At 61.1% G+C, this 15,424-nt stretch carries 10 protein-coding genes and 1 pseudogene; 2 read left to right on the forward strand and 9 right to left on the reverse strand.

Going from position 1 to position 15,424, the window contains the following annotated elements; genetic code table 11:
* Nucleotides 1-42 precede the first annotated feature (42 nt).
* The 8 genes and pseudogenes from AAAK34_RS18290 to AAAK34_RS18325 form a co-directional block, all read right to left on the reverse strand.
* On the reverse strand, nucleotides 43-891 hold the full coding sequence (locus AAAK34_RS18290) for a type II secretion system protein GspK (protein ID WP_231694795.1): 849 nt from the start codon (nucleotides 889-891) through the stop codon (nucleotides 43-45).
* Nucleotides 888-1,646, reverse strand: a complete 759-nt coding sequence (locus AAAK34_RS18295; RefSeq protein ID WP_231694794.1) for a prepilin-type N-terminal cleavage/methylation domain-containing protein — start codon at nucleotides 1,644-1,646, stop codon at nucleotides 888-890. Before AAAK34_RS18295 ends, AAAK34_RS18290 begins: the two co-directional genes overlap by 4 nt.
* A gap of 131 nt (nucleotides 1,647-1,777) precedes the next feature.
* Nucleotides 1,778-2,197: a prepilin-type N-terminal cleavage/methylation domain-containing protein gene (locus AAAK34_RS18300; RefSeq protein ID WP_231694793.1), complete on the reverse strand. Its 420-nt coding sequence runs from the start codon at nucleotides 2,195-2,197 to the stop codon at nucleotides 1,778-1,780.
* Nucleotides 2,194-2,691 (reverse strand): pilus assembly FimT family protein, encoded by a 498-nt coding sequence (locus AAAK34_RS18305; RefSeq protein ID WP_431777545.1) that lies wholly within the window; start codon nucleotides 2,689-2,691, stop codon nucleotides 2,194-2,196. The genes AAAK34_RS18300 and AAAK34_RS18305 overlap by 4 nt, the downstream gene beginning before the upstream one ends.
* Nucleotides 2,692-3,355: 664 nt before the next feature.
* Nucleotides 3,356-3,817 (reverse strand): type II secretion system major pseudopilin GspG, encoded by a 462-nt coding sequence (gene gspG, locus AAAK34_RS18310; protein WP_231694791.1) that lies wholly within the window; start codon nucleotides 3,815-3,817, stop codon nucleotides 3,356-3,358.
* A gap of 25 nt (nucleotides 3,818-3,842) precedes the next feature.
* Complete coding sequence (locus AAAK34_RS18315; RefSeq protein WP_231694790.1) at nucleotides 3,843-5,075, reverse strand: type II secretion system F family protein; 1,233 nt, start codon at nucleotides 5,073-5,075, stop codon at nucleotides 3,843-3,845.
* Nucleotides 5,068-6,820 (reverse strand): annotated as a pseudogene (gene gspE, locus AAAK34_RS18320) (type II secretion system ATPase GspE). Before gspE ends, AAAK34_RS18315 begins: the two are co-directional and overlap by 8 nt.
* A gap of 553 nt (nucleotides 6,821-7,373) precedes the next feature.
* The gene (locus tag AAAK34_RS18325; RefSeq protein ID WP_431777546.1) at nucleotides 7,374-8,363 is read right to left on the reverse strand and encodes a response regulator transcription factor; all 990 of its coding nucleotides are present in this window, start codon (nucleotides 8,361-8,363) and stop codon (nucleotides 7,374-7,376) included.
* A 109-nt stretch (nucleotides 8,364-8,472) separates the two neighbouring features.
* On the opposite strand from AAAK34_RS18325, the gene AAAK34_RS18330 reads away from it, so the two are divergent.
* Entirely contained in the window at nucleotides 8,473-9,633 is a 1,161-nt protein-coding gene (locus AAAK34_RS18330) for a hypothetical protein (protein ID WP_231694787.1), read from the forward strand.
* A gap of 149 nt (nucleotides 9,634-9,782) precedes the next feature.
* Here AAAK34_RS18330 and AAAK34_RS18335 read toward each other — a convergent pair whose 3' ends face one another.
* Entirely contained in the window at nucleotides 9,783-13,661 is a 3,879-nt protein-coding gene (locus AAAK34_RS18335; protein WP_231694786.1) for an FAD/FMN-binding oxidoreductase, read from the reverse strand.
* A gap of 327 nt (nucleotides 13,662-13,988) precedes the next feature.
* On the opposite strand from AAAK34_RS18335, the gene ugpB reads away from it, so the two are divergent.
* Nucleotides 13,989-15,305: a sn-glycerol-3-phosphate ABC transporter substrate-binding protein UgpB gene (gene ugpB / locus AAAK34_RS18340; protein WP_231694785.1), complete on the forward strand. Its 1,317-nt coding sequence runs from the start codon at nucleotides 13,989-13,991 to the stop codon at nucleotides 15,303-15,305.
* The last annotated feature ends 119 nt before the right edge of the window (nucleotides 15,306-15,424 follow it).

The raw sequence follows: 15,424 nt of genomic DNA on the forward strand, positions 1-15,424 counted from the left end.
CTGGGCTTGAAGCAAGCATATGAAAGATAAGGCGTCCGGATTTCAGGACGAAGATGAAGGCAAGATTCGGCGCATGGCGGAGAATACTCGCCACGGCTCGCCTGCAGGGGTTCTACTCAAGCCGACGTCGCGGGTCAAGAGCAGTATTTTGCCTCCTTCTAAGGGCACCCTGACCGAAAGCCGGTATTCATCTGAAACACCGGATGCCAGAAACCCCTGATTGAGCGCGCTGGTGTCTATGCCAACTTCGCTTTCGGCGCGGCGCTGCGCGATGTTAGAAGCCCGCTCAATGTTGCCATCAGCCAACACGGCGAGCACCTCTGGGGGAGCCGCCATTGGGTTGACGCCGGCATTTCGCGTGATGGTAGTGAAAAGAGGACTGACACGCTCATAGAGTGCATAGTTGACACCAGGAACGAGCAGCAGGTCTTCCACGGCCTCAAACCAGCGCCTTTCTCCACCGTCGCTCGCTTCTCCGCGCCATGCGACCAGTTCGTTGGCCAGCGCCTCAGCGGCAGAGGCGTTCATGCCGGTGGCCACCTTGAAGGCGCTGGCCAGCAGAAGAGCGTTCGCGCCGTTGAGCGAAATCAACCCGCCAAGCGGCATGACCTCGACAGTCATGTCGACCCCGTCGAACTGCTGGTTGACCTGCACCAGCCCCCGCGGACGCTCAGGAGTGACCTGAAGCTCTTGAAGAGCCAGCATGACGGCGGCTTCGCCCAGCGCTTGCCCCCTGACCTCGTCATTCTGCGTTCCGACCAGGCGAATCTGCTGGCGCACGGTTTGAGACATTCCGACGACCAGCAGGCTGAGGGCTGCCACGATCCACAGCACAGCGATGAGCGCCATGCCCGCCTGACGGGAGCCCTGGTGTTGTGGCTTGCTGGTCATGGCCCCCAAGACCCTCTGACAATTGATGGATCGGTGGCCGCGAGCCCATGCGTGGCTACCACCAGCGGCGGCCAAGGCGTTTCAAGGCCATGGATGGTGGCTTCTATGGCGCCGGGCAAGACAATATTCGGGCGCAGGCTCTCTGGCGGCCACGCGGCTAGCCATTGCTGGGAATCTGGCTCAAGGTAGCGCAGGTCGAACCCGGTCACAGGCTCGGCAACCACTTGCGCAGCGGCGCTACCCCATTCAGAGAAGGTCGCTGCGCCGTTCCAGGGTGCGTACCGCAGCATGAGCTGATCACCTTCCACACTCAGGCGAAGGTAGTGCCGCCCTCCCACGCCGTAGCGCGCGGGCATGACACCGATCCAGGCCAGCGAATTGGCAGTAGCTTCAAAGAAAATGCCCTGCGCGGTGGGGTTGCCGCCCGCATTGGGCAAGCGTCGAACAGAAACTCCGCCAAGCACGGCTTCCAGCAGATGACCGGCCACGCGGTAGCGGTCGGTGGAGTCTATTCGACGCTCTATGCCCTGGCTGGTGTCGCTCATGGCGCGCATGGCGCCGGTGAGCCCGAGCATGAGGAGCGACAACAGGGCGAGCCCGATGAGGACTTCGACCAGGGTGAAGCCGGCTGACTGTTTTGACTTGCGCCCTATTCCGTTGGACGAGACCGATGCAGCGCTGGCAGGCTGCCCGCTTGTGCCCAGGAATTGTGGGGCCTGCGCGTTTGTAGGAGCGGCTTTAGCCGCGAAGGGCATCTTGGCTAATGAGGCAACTGTTCGCGTGGGCCGGCCTTTCGCGGCTAAAGCCGCTCCTACAAAGGCAGGCATTCGACGAGTTCGCGAGCTAAAGGAAAATACCGGCAGGCACCCTATCAACGATGAATATCTCATTGGCGCCCCCCTGCCTGCGGCAAACGCTCCGGACGGAGCGTAGTCAAGGCATAGCTGCGCGGCGCTGTTCCGTCTACCCAATTTACCGTGATCTGCAACTCATGCAGGCGCGAGGCGCGTGCATTAGCATTGGCTGGGGTGGGATACGGGGCACTCCGAACTTCCCAGGCATATCCGGCCGTGTCACCAGTGGCTTGGATGCCATCCGGGGGCGCCATCTGGTATGCCGCCAAAAGCGACTGAGCTAAAACCATGGCGCGCTCCTGGCCCGTGAGCTGGCCTGCCTGGCGCGCATTGTTGCCCATGACACGGTAGAGCATGCCGAGCGCTATGGCCATGATGGCAAACGCCACCAGGATTTCAAGCAGCGAAAAGCCCCGAGCGCGTGTGCGAGACCTGTGCAGCGCTGTTGTCATGGGCTGACCGGCTCCTGCTCTACCCGGCCTGAGAACCAGTCCACCCTCAGCCTGATTCCGGTGCCTGATGGGCGAAGAAGATCGACACTGCCGCCGCTGGCGCCGCCGCTGGGCAAGAAGCGGATGGCCATCTGGCCATCTGCGCCAGTTTCTTGTTGAGCCATGACGGCCCGCATCTGCAAGGGATCGGGCACGATGTGGGGGGCGCGGCCTTCTATGCCAAAGCTTCGCTCGCGGAGGTTGACGGCGAAGCGCACCTCAGTGCCCTCGCTTTGGGCAAGGTAACGGGCGGTTCGCATGTCGGTGAGGACAGCGCGGACGGTGTCACGGTATTGTGCAGATTCGTTCAGGCGGCCGAAGGCAATGGGCACCAGGCCGACGAGCAGGGCCATCAGGGCCATGACGACCATGAGTTCAATGAGGGTGAAGCCGCGGGGTGAGGCGTGAGGGCTTGCAGGGAAGTGTGTGCGTGTGGTGAGGCCGCTTGCCCTCACCCCAACCCTCTCCCGGAGGGAGAGGGAGTCCACCCATCGACAGCGCAGCTCACCATTGCGACGGCCTTCTTCCCTCTCCCCCCGGGAGAGGGAGTCCACCCCTCGACAGCACAGCCCACTTTTGCGAGGGCCTTGTCCCCTCTCCCCCTGGGAGAGGGAGTCCACCCCTCGACAGCGCAGCTCACTTTTGCGACGGCCTTCTCCCCTCTCCCCCCGGGAGAGGGCTAGGGTGAGGGCAGCGGCGCCTGATCTGCGGCTGGGGTTGCTTGGGTGTTGCACGTTCAATGGAAGCGCTCCGCGCTTAAAAAAGGACAAAGCGCGAGCGCGCTCCCTCACCCCAACCCTCTCCCGGAGGGAGAGGGAGTCCAACCCTCGACAGCACAGCTCACTTTTGCGACGGCCTTCTCCCCTCTCCCCCCGGGAGAGGGAGTCCATCCCTCGACAGCGCAGCTCACTATTGCGACGGTCTTCTTCCCTCTCCCCCCGGGAGAGGGAGTCCACCCCTCGACAGCGCAGCTCACTTTTGCGACGGCCTTCTCCCCTCTCCCCCCGGGAGAGGGAGTTAAGCGCCCTGGAGGGCGCGGCTGACCGCCGCTCAAGCCTGATGGCCAGCCCTCGCTCATGCAAAAGACTAACATTCACCAAGAACCGATCCGAACCGGACTCAGTTCACATTCCGCACATCAGCATTCTCGCTCTCCCCACCTGGAGCGTTGTCGCCGCCGAGCGAGAGGACTTCGATGCCGCCGTTAGGGCCCGGGTTGGCGTAGCGGTAAGGGTTGCCCCAAGGGTCGTTGGGCACACCGCCTTTGAGGTAAGGGCCGTTCCAGCCGTTGGCCGAAGCCGGCTTGGCCACAAGGGCCTGCAAGCCTTCGGCATTGGTCGGGTAGCGGCCCGTGTCGAGCTTGTAAATTTCAAGCGCCTTATCGATGTCAGCGATCTGCAGTGCGGCCGTCTTGGATTTTGCACCGCCCAGCTGATTCAGCACACGCGGGCCGACAATGCCGGCCAGCAGAGTCAGAATGGCCAGCACGACCAGCAGTTCAATAAGGGTAAAACCCCGGCTGCGACGTCGGGCGTTGGAAGGCCCGGATTGCGGACGGCGGCTTAGCGCAAGTGCGTTCATGGCGCTCTTTCTCTCGTTACAAGGTTTATTGGGCAAGATCGTTGACGGACAAAATGCCCAGCAGGATGGAGACGATGATCGCGGCGATCAACACCCCGAGCACCAAAATAAGTATGGGCTCCAGAAGGGTAAGCGCGCGCTTGATGCCTGTTTCAACATCGCGATTCAGAATATCGGCCAACTCGGTCATCATGGGCCCGATTCGGCCCGTTTCTTCACCCACTCTGACCAGGTTGACGGCCAAAGGTTCAAACACCTGGGTGGCTTGCATGGCCGCGACCATGCGGGTGCCCTCCTTGACCATGGGTGCCATTTTGGCCAAAGGCTGACGCAACCGCACATTGCCCACGGTCTCCGTGGCAATGTGCAAAGCTGTGAGCAACGGCACACCGTTACCCAGAAGAGTACCCAGGGAACGTGCGAAAAGGGTCAACTCGTACTTGAGCAACAAGGGGCCCAGCACAGGCAAGCCCAGCAGCCAATCCTGCCACTTGACACGGCCAGCGGGCGAGCGCATCCAGCGCCACAGCAGCCATCCAACGAGCACCAGAACTGGCAGCAACACCGGGCCATAGCTGCGAAACACCTGGCCCAGCAACATAACGATGCGCGTGGGCAGAGGCAGCGCGTCGCCCATGTCCTTGAAGAGTTGCTCGAACTGCGGCACGACAAAACCCAACATGGCCACAAGAGAGATCACCGCCACACCCAGCAGAATGGCCGGGTACAAGGTGGCGGAAACGACGCTTTCGCGCAGCGCGCGCAACCGTTCCATGTGCTCGACCAGACGCTCAAGCACTTGCGACATCTGGCCGCTGGCTTCCCCTGAACGCACCATGTTGATGTAAAAATCACCAAAAAGCTCGCGATGGGCGCTAAGCGCCCGGCTGAAGGGTGCACCACCCTTGACGTCTTCCAGGATCGTACCCAGCAGTGCCCCCACACTGGGCTTGTGGCTCATCTCGATCAGCACCCGCAGCGCGTTGTCGAGCGCTAGGCCAGCGCGCAGCATGATGGAAAGCTCTGTCGTGAGGGTGAGTACGTCTGCCGCCCTGACGGGGCTTTTGTCGACCCTGGTTCTTGTGCGCCTGCCCGGCACCGCCGATTCGGCAGGCATGGCCGCCACGTCATCGACGCGGATGGGCGTTAGCCCGCGCTCTCGCAACTGGCGCAGCACGGCAGCGCTCGCCGCAGCCTCTGTGCGCCCCTCTACCAGCTGCCCATTGGCCTGGGCGGCACGCCAGACAAACTCAGGCATCGCTCTGATCCTGGGTCACGCGCAGCAGCTCATCAAGGCTGGTGACGCCGGCGGCCACCTTGCGCAAACCATCGTCATAAAGCGTGTGCATGCCTGCCTGCACGGCCAGTTGCTGAAGGGCGCCTGCATCCAGGCCTCGCAGAATGCCGCTGCGCATGGCTTCATCAACTACCAGCAACTCGTGAATGCCGGTACGTCCCTGGTAACCCGTGCCACGGCAATGATCGCATCCCTTGGCTTCGTAGATGGGGGCGCCTGGCGCCATGAATCTGCCCAGACCTGAGCTTTGCAGCAGCTCGGGGGCCGGTTGCACCGGCGTGCGGCAATGGGGGCACAGCCTGCGCACCAGACGCTGCGCCAGCACACCGTTGACCGTAGAGGTAATGAGGTAGCGCTCCACGCCCATGTCCTGCATGCGAACCACGGCACTTGCCGCGGTGTTGGTATGCAAAGTGGACAGCACCAGGTGGCCGGTGAGCGACGACTGCACGGCGATCTGCGCCGTTTCTCCGTCGCGCATTTCGCCGATCATGATAATGTCGGGGTCTTGCCGCAAGATGGAGCGCAGGGCATTGGCGAACGTGAGGTTGATCTGCGCGTGCACCTGGATCTGGTTGATACCTTCAAGCTGGTATTCAACCGGGTCTTCCACGGTGATGATCTTTTGCGTGGTCGAATCAAGCTTGGCAAGCCCCGCGTAGAGCGTGGTGGTCTTGCCGGAACCAGTAGGGCCCGTGACCAGCAAAATCCCGTGCGGCCTCGCAATCAGTTGGTTGAAGCGCGCCAGCGTGTCTTTCTCGAAGCCCATATCTTCCAGGCTGAAACGCACGCTGGCACGGTCCAGTACGCGCATGACGACGCTCTCGCCATGCACCGTGGGTACGGTAGATACGCGCAAATCCAGCTCGCGGCCCTTCACTCGGGTTTTGATGCGGCCGTCTTGAGGCAAGCGGCGTTCGGCGATGTCCAGATGCGCCAGCAGCTTGACACGCGAACTCACCGCAGCGCCGAGGCGCGTGGGCACCACATCGCCGGGAAGCAGAACGCCGTCAACGCGGTAGCGCACGTGGAGTCCGTCGTCGAAGGGCTCCAGGTGAATATCGGAGGCCCGCAATTCAATCGACGCGGCCTATGATGGCGTTCACCAGGCGGATCACCGGCGCTTCGCTGGCCAGATCGCGCAGATGTTCTACGAAGTCGCCTGCGTCGCCCTCCAGCTCGCTGCGTTCGTCACCCTCCTCGCCCGTGGGTGCTTCGTCCAGCAGGCGTATGAGAGCTTTTTCGATGTCGCTGGGCACGCCGACCGCGGGGTGCACAGTCAAGCCGGAAGACAGTCGAAGCGCCTGAAGCACAAAATCGTCTTGCGGTGCAGCCATGACCACGTGTAGCTGAGCCTCTTCGGCGCGCAGCGGGAGGACGTGGTGGGCTTTAAGGAATTCGGGCAGAAGGCCCTCTGCCTCGGGCAGGAGATCCGGAAAGGAATCTGCTGCGATGAAAGGCAATTCCAGGTGGTCTGCCAGCGCACGCGCGGCATCCAGCTCGGACACCAGACCCAGGCTGACCAGCACACGGTCGAGCGAACCGCCCATTTCCCGCTGCGCCGCCATGGCCCGATCAAGATCGCGTGCTCCGAGTTTGCCAGAGCGCACCAGAATGCCGCCAAAGCGCTGCCAGGGATCGGCTGGCGAATGGCCAAGCTCCAGCGAGGGCTCGGCAGGCAACTCAAGGGTGGGGGAACGGTTCATGCGGTAAGAATCAGCAGCCGCAGGGGCGGCAAACGTGCAATGCTAGCATTGCACAAGACTGCGACACGGCGCAATACTTCAGCCTGCACATTATCAGGCGTTCAGGAATGGACAAAAATGTGACTAGCCGTCAAATCCAGCTCCACTACAGAGCATCCCAGGGACCATCGGCGCACGGCGCTCCGGGGAGAAACAAAGAGGGTTTGCTTGTAGGAGCGGCTTCAGAGGCTGTCGTTAAAGTGGTTGGTGCAGCAGTGGCGATTGCCCCCTCTCCTTTCGGGAGAGGGTTGGGGTGAGGGAGCGCGCCCAAAGACAGTCTCAGATCATGCGCCGCTGCCCTCACCCTGGCCCTCTCCCGGAGGGAGAGGGAAGAAGAACGAGGCCGTTTTGCGACACCCTCTGAAGCCGCGATTGGTTTCCATCGGAGCACAAGACGCCAGTGATGACGGTGACCCTTCGCGGCTGAAGCCGCTCCTACAAAGACAGAGACGATGGAGGCCGTTTTGGGCTTTCAAAGTTTTGTTTCTCATTAGCGATCGAAGGATATCATCAGTTACAACTCTCTTGACCGGCGCAAAGCCTGCGCCAGCGCGGCCACACTCCGCACCCCCAGTTTTCGGTAAACATCTTGCATCTGGTTACGCACCGTTGCAGGGGAGCGACCCAAATGCTGGGCTGTCTCTTTGTGAGAAAGGCCCTGCGCCATGAGTTCAGCCACCTCCCGCTGCCGCGGAGGCAGCCTGTCGACGGCACCTGGCAAGCGCAAGCGCACATAAAGTAGATCCTTGCGAACGCGATGGGAGGCGACCAAATGCCTGCCCACATAGTCTTGAGATCCCTCACACATCCGCGCCAGCAGGGGCGCAGGCAGGCGTCCTCGTGAAGTGAGCGCACCAAATTCAGCGCGGAACATGCCCTCGCACCCAGGCGTGGCGTAGTGGATCACGCCACGCGCATCCGCAATCAGTGCTTCCGAAACGTCTTCGCCGTTCAAGTGGGCGCGTTCAAGATGTCTGGCACGATTGTGGCGAAGCCCCTGCATGAGGTGTGGAGACAACAAGTCAAGCATCTCCACCTCTTCGGAGCGGCATTGCTGGTCGATGTCAGCGCGAAAAAGAGACATCCACTGTGTGGCGCCGGTATGTACGTCCGTGAACGCACTGATGAACACATTCTCGTGCCCGAATCGACGCAGATACTCTCGGTACTCCCTCGCACTTCGATCCGCAAACCTCGTGGCACAGTGAAACCCACGGGTAGCAAAGGGCAGCCCTGCCATTTCAGTCGCGCAAGTGTCCATGTGCTTGAGCGGCGCGTACTCATTGATCATGTCCTGCGATTGCTCATGCAGGTGGATGGTGTGAATGTCCATCCCCTGACCGGGCAAATAGGTGGCCGTGCCCCACATGCATGTATCAAAAGGCACTAGCGGCTTGATCAGATTCAATACTGCGTCCTGGTAAGACTCCAGGGGCTCTTCCGCGGACACACGGTAAAGCTCTAGCAGCAGCGCACTGAAGGCGTCGAATCGGTCATCACGCATGGTCGTGTGTGGATCGTTACAAACTACTGAAATAGTGCAATTGCATCATTTTGCTTCTTTTGTTTCGGAAATATGGTCGAAGCGTCTTTCTTTTATTTGAATTCGACGTATGACCAAGACCCACTCTCAGATTTTTCGCCCCTTGCTTCTCGCGGCATTCATCGCCAGCCTGAGTGCTTGCGGTGGCGGAGGTGACAGCAGTGACTCCGGTGGGAGCGGCGGGGGCGGCACGCAGCAGCCGATTGGAGCGCTGGCGGGATATGCAGGCCAGTACGACCTTCGAACAGACGACGGAACGGTGCTGCGCATTACCGTAGACCAAAACGGCCGGGTAACCTCTTGCGGCGCAGCCTACACTTGCGAAGGCACGCTGACACTGAAGCCGGGCGGACAAGAGGCTGGCCTGAGCGTGTCAGGCAGCGATGGTCAAGACTCCTCGAACGTGAGAGTCTCCATGGACGCCACCATTGACAGCTCCGGGCGCGTCAGTGGAAGCTGGACTGCCCAGTCCAGTGAGGGCCGATCAAGTGGCTCACTCTCGGGGGAAAAGACACCTGGAGGCTCTGGCTCCGGAGGAACCCCCGCGGCCACCGTCAGTTCATTCGCAGGCAAGTACAACCTGCGCGCTGACGAGGGCACCACCCTGCAGTTCACAGCGGAAACCGATGGGGCTGTCAGATCATGCGGTGGCGAAGCGATCTATGTGTGTAGCGGTCGTGTATCTCTGGAATCGAGCGGCCAGGGTGCGAGCTTTTCGATCACAGGCAATGACGGCGGTCAGCCCGTCGATACCCGTGTCACCCTCACCGGCAAGATCGACCTCCAAGGAAACGTGACAGGTTCATACAACGGCAACTCCCAGTCAGAGGGCAGTTTCCGTGGAACATTCGCCGGCGCACGTGAAGGCGGCCCCTCCACTGCGGCTCCAGGCTCGGCGCAAGGCTGCGCGCCGTTGGCGGGCACCTGGGCAAGCACTGACAAAGGAACCTGGGTATTCAGTGGCAGCAAGGCCGTGCTGACGCTGAACTCCATCAACTATGGACCACGCGCCCAACAAATCACCGAACTGGCGCTCTCTTCCTGTGCAGCCAGCGTGCTCCAGTACAAGATCGTGAGAGCAGCCCTCGTGAACACCGTGGATCCCAGCTTCGCGTACGACCATAAACCCGGCTCTACCAACGCCGTGGACTGGAATAAGAGCTACAGTCAACCTTACACGCTGAGCGGTACCCGACTCATCATTGCGACGGACTCATACACCAAGCGTTAATTTGCCCCACCAGCCTCGTAGGCTGGTGCTGAGCACGGCGAGGCCCAACAAGCAGCGCTGGAATGGGGAGTTCCGCTTGCAGGGCTTCCTGCGTCAGCCCAGCCTACGAAAACCGAAGTGCCGAGCAAGCCAGCCTGCGAAAGCTCCGGTTAAACCAACACCCGCTCGATGCCACCGGCATTGGCCTGATCGACATACTCGCGCAGCCAGTTTTCACCCAGAATGTGCCGCGCCATCTCGATCACGATGTAATCGGCCTCCAACAGGCCGTTTTGCAAGTCGTCTTCGTAGCGCTTCAAGCCCTGCAGGCAACTGGGGCAGCTGGTGAGAATCTTGATATTGGCCTTTTCAGGCACAGCACCTGACTCGCGCAATGCCTCTTCGCCCTTGCGAATTTCCTCTTCCTTGCGGAAACGCACCTGGGTCGACACATCGGGCCGAGTCACACCCAGCGTGCCGCTTTCACCACAGCAGCGGTTGCTCTTGAGGACCTGATCCCCAATAAGCGCCTTCACGGTCTTGGTGGAGTCCTGCAACTTCATGGGATTGTGGCAAGGCTCGTGATAGAGGTAAGCGCCCTGCTGCTCGGCAGGCAGGGTGACACCTTTCTCAAGCAGATACTCGTGAATGTCCACGATCCGGCTGCCAGGGAAAATCTTGTCGAATTCGTACCCGGCAAGCTGGTCGTAGCAGGTACCGCAGGAAACCACTACGGTCTTGATGTCCAGGTAGTTCAGCGTGGTGGCCACGCGGTGAAACAGCACCCGGTTGTCGGTGATCATCTTCTCGGCCTTGTCGAACTGGCCCGAGCCGCGCTGCGGGTAACCGCAGCACACATAACCAGGCGGCAGCACCGTCTGCACCCCGGCGTGCCACAACATGGCCTGCGTGGCCAAGCCCACCTGCGAGAACAGGCGCTCCGAACCGCAACCTGGAAAATAGAACACGGCCTCCGTGTCGGCCGAGGTGGCCTGGGGGTCGCGGATCACCGGCACGTAATTGCGGTCTTCAATGTCCAGCAGCGCACGCGCGGTCTTGCTGGGCAGCCCTGCGGGCAGCTTCTTGTTGACGAAGTGGATGATCTCCTCACGCAGCGGCGCCTTGCCTACCGTGGCGGGTGGGTGTTGCGTCTGCTTGCGGGCAGCCGGGCGCAACAAATCAACCACCGCACGCTGCGCCTTGAAGGCCACGCCGGTCATCGCCGCGCGGGTGGTGTTGATCACAGCCGGGTTCGTGGCGTTCAGGAAGAACATGGCGGCCGCGTTGCCGGGCCGGAAGCTCTTCTTGCCCATCTTGCGCAACAGGTTGCGCATGTTCATGGTGACATCGCCGAAATCGATTTTGACCGGGCACGGAGAGAGGCACTTGTGGCACACCGTGCAATGATCAGCCACGTCCTCAAACTCCTCCCAGTGCTTGATCGAGACGCCGCGGCGGGTTTGCTCCTCGTAAAGGAAGGCCTCCACCAGCAACGAGGTCGCCAAAATCTTGTTGCGTGGGCTGTAAAGCAGGTTTGCGCGCGGCACATGGGTGCTGCACTCGGGCTTGCACTTGCCGCAGCGCAGGCAGTCCTTGATCGAATCGGCAATGGCGCCAATATCGCTCTGCTGCATGATGATGGACTCATGCCCCATGAGCCCGAAGCTCGGTGTATAGGCATTGCTCAAGTCTGCACGCAGTCGGCGACCGGGGTGCGCAGGCACCTCCTTGTTGCGCAGGAGCTTGCCGCGGTTAAAACGGCCTTCCGGATCCACGCGTTGCTTGTAAGCGGCAAACGAGGCAAGCTCTTCGTCGCTCAGATATTCGAGCTTGGTAATGCCAATGCCGTGCTCGCCAGAGATCACGCCATCAAGCTGACGGGCGAGCGCCATGACACGGTCAACGGCCTCATGCGCCGTCTTGAGCATGGCATAGTTGTCGCTGTGCACGGGAATGTTGGTGTGCACGTTGCCGTCGCCAGCGTGCATGTGCAGCGCAATCCATACGCGGCCCTTGAGCACGCGCTGCTGAATCTCGTTCAAGGCAGCAAGCAAGGGCTCGAAATCGCTGCCGGTGAAGATATCCCGCAAGGGAACGCGGATTTGCGTTTTCCAGCTGGCGCGCAGGCTGTGGTCTTGCAGCTGAGGGAACAGCGCGTCGACATCGCGAAGCCAGCCCTTCCAGAGCTCACGCACCTCGCGCACCACGACCAGCGCCTGCTCCACCTTCTCGGCCAGCAACTCAGGCGAGGCCACGGCTTCGCTGTTTTCGCCCAACGGCAGGTTGCCCCGCTCAAGGAAAATTTCCAGTTCGTCTGCCAGCTCAATTTTGTTGCGCAGCGAAAGTTCGATGTTGATGCGCTCGATGCCGTCGGTGTACTCGGCCATGCGAGGCAGCGGAATCACCACGTCTTCGTTGATCTTGAAGGCGTTGGTGTGGCGGCTGATGGCTGCGGTTTTCTTGCGATCGGCCCAGAACTTCTTGCGTGCATCATCGCTCACGGCAATGAAGCCCTCGCCCGAGCGAGAGTTGGCCAGGCGCACGACCTCGCTGGTGGCTCGCGCCACGGCATCGGCGTCGTCGCCGGCGATGTCGCCAATCAGCACCATCTTGGGCAAGCCACCGCGCCGCGATTTGGTGCTGTAGCCCACGGCCCGCAGATAACGGTCGTCAAGGTGCTCCAGCCCCGCCAGCACCACCCCAGTGCGCGCGGCCTCGGCGAACATGAAGTCCTTGATCTCGACGATGCTCGGAACAGCGTCCTTGGCGTGTCCGAAAAACTCCAGACACACGGTACGCGTGTGAGCAGGCATGCGGTGCAGCACCCAGCGGGCACTGGTGATCAGGCCGTCGCAGCCCTCTTTTTGCACGCCCGGCAGGCCAGCCAGGAATTTGTCGGTCACGTCCTTGCCCAGGCCTTCCTTGCGGAAGGTAGCCCCAGGAATGTCAAGCCGCTCGGTTTTCAGCAGCTTCTTGCCGCTCGCATCGAAGGTCTTTAGCTCGAAGCTGGCCACCTCGGCATCGTGAATTTTGCCCAGGTTGTGGCCCACGCGCGTGACTTCCAGCCACTCGGCGTTGGGAGTGACCATGCGCCAGCTGGCCAGGTTGTCAAGGGCCGTACCCCATAGCACGGCCTTCTTGCCGCCGGCGTTCATGGCAATGTTGCCGCCGATGCAGCTGGCTTCGGCACTGGTCGGGTCGCAGGCAAACACCAGGCCGGCGGCTTCAGCCGCGTTGGCCACACGCTGGGTGACCACGCCGGCTTCGGTGTGGATGGTAGCCACCTCGTGATCGAGACCGGGCAGGCGCAGCATCTCGATCTTGCCCAAGGCCTCCAGCTTCTCGGTGTTGATGACGGCGGTTTTCCAGTCAAGCGGAATCGCGCCGCCGGTGTAGCCCGTGCCGCCTCCACGCGGAATGATGGTCAGACCCAGCTCGATGCAGCCCTTGACCAGGCCGGCCATTTCAGCCTCGGTGTCTGGTGTGAGCACGACCAGCGGGAATTCAACCCGCCAGTCGGTGGCGTCGGTGACATGACTGACGCGCGAAAGGCCGTCGAATTTGATGTTGTCCTTGGCGGTGTAGCGGCCCAGTGCGCGAGCGGCGCTGCGGCGCAACGCCGCCACCTTTTCGAACGACCGGTCAAACGCTTCCACCACACGGCGCCCCGCCACCAGAAGCTCGCCCACCATCGCGTCGCGGGTGGCATCGGTTTGCGGAGTACGGCGTTTGTCGACCTCGGCGAGGCGATGGTTAAGCGCCTCGACAAGTTGCTTGCGCCTGCGCGGGTTGTCCAGCAGGTCGTCCTGCAGGTAGGGGTTGCGACGCACAACCCAGATGTCGCCGAGAACCTCATACAGCATGCGGGCGGAGCGACCCGTATGGCGCTCACTGCGCAGATTGTCCAGAATTTCCCATGCGCGTGCGCCCAGAAGGCGCAGCACAATCTCGCGATCGGAGAAGCTGGTGTAGTTGTACGGAATTTCGCGTAGCCGGGGGGCCACGTCGGCGGCGGCAAGCAAATGATCTAGCTTGGCAGGAGCGTTCATAGGATGAGGCCCAGCGCGGCGCGGGATTTATTGGAATGCGGGACAAGGAAGGCAGACGCCCGGCTGGATCCTGATTTTAATGCGGCGCAGCATTCACCCATGGTGCGCAAGGTCAGCATTGATGCCGGAGAGCTCCATGTCGGGAGGCGGGGCAGCTGAATAAAAGGCTGCCAAGCTGAAGCTTGGCGGTCCCAGGAAGGGGGAAACAGCGCGTCACTAAGTTGGTAGTTCGTTCGTGTAAACCCGGTTGTCACGGTCTGGAAATGATTTTTCAATCGCTTTGTCATATATCGCGTGCAACCTCAAGAAACTTTTTCGGGAGAATTCATGAAACTTTTACCACGCTTTCCTCTGGCGGCTGCTGCTCTGGCCGCTGTATTCACCCTGCCTGCCCACGCCCAGACAGAAATTCAATGGTGGCACTCGATGGGTGGCGCCCTCGGCGAGTGGGTAAATGATCTGGCTAAGGAATTCAACGCCAGCCAGAAACAATACAAGATCGTACCCACGTTCAAGGGCAGCTACGACGAATCCATGACAGCCGCCATTGCAGCCTTCCGCGCCGGGAATGCACCGCACATTTTGCAGGTGTTCGAGGTGGGCACCGCCACCATGATGGCCAGCAAGAGGGCCATCAAACCGGTGGCCGAAGTCATGAAACAGGCAGGCGTCCCGTTCGACCAGAACGCCTACATTCCTGCGGTGGCGGGCTACTACACGGCCCCCAACGGGCAGATGCTGTCGTTCCCTTTCAATAGCTCCACCACGGTATTCCATTACAACAAGGATGCCTTCAAGGCCGCCGGCCTGGACCCTGAAAAGCCACCAAAAACCTGGCCTGAGGTAGCCTTGGCCGCAGCCAAGCTGAAGATTGCGGGCCACAAGTGCCCATTCACCACCAGCTGGATCAGCTGGACGCAGCTGGAAAGTTTTAGCGCCTGGCACAACGTGCTGTTCGCCACGCAAAACAACGGCTTTGGTGGGCTGGGCACCCGTCTGGCGGTCAACACGCCGCTGCATGTTCGCCATATAGAGAACCTGGCCAACATGGCCAAGCAGGGGCTGTTCGTCTACAAAGGCCGCAACAACGCTGCCGACGCCACCTTCGTTTCCGGCGAGTGCGCCATGGCAACGGCCTCCTCCGGACTTTACGGGAACGTGACACGCAACGCCAAGTTCGCGTACGGTATCAGCACATTGCCTTACTACCCCGACGAACCGGGTTCCCCGCAAAACACCGTGATCGGCGGTGCCAGCCTGTGGGTGATGGCGGGCAAGAAGGCAGAAGAGTACAAAGGCATCGGCCAGTTCTTCTCTTACCTCTCCAAGCCAGAGGTGGCTGCAGCCAGCCACCAGCGCACGGGTTATCTGCCCGTGACCAAAGCCTCGTTTGAACTCACTGAAAAGTCTGGCTTCTATCAGAAGAATCCGGGAGCAGACGTCGCGGTGACGCAGATGATTCGCAAGACGACCGACAAATCCCGCGGTGTCCGCCTGGGCAACTTCGTGCAGATCCGCACCATCATTGACGAGGAGATGGAAGGCGTGTGGGGAGGCAAGAAGACCGCCAAGGAAGCGCTTGATGCTTCGGTAAAGCGTGGCAATGAGCAACTGGAGCGCTTCCAGAAGGCAAACCGGGGTTGATGCCTTGTTCGTTTTCCCTCTCCTTTCGGGAGAGGGTTGGGGTGAGGGAGCGCGCCCAAAGACAGTCTCAGATCATGCGCCGCTGCCCTCACCCTGGCCCTCTCCCGGAGGGAGAGGGA

It is taken from the genome of Ottowia caeni (assembly GCF_050821495.1).
Taxonomy (GTDB): Bacteria; Pseudomonadota; Gammaproteobacteria; order Burkholderiales; family Burkholderiaceae_C; genus Ottowia; species Ottowia caeni.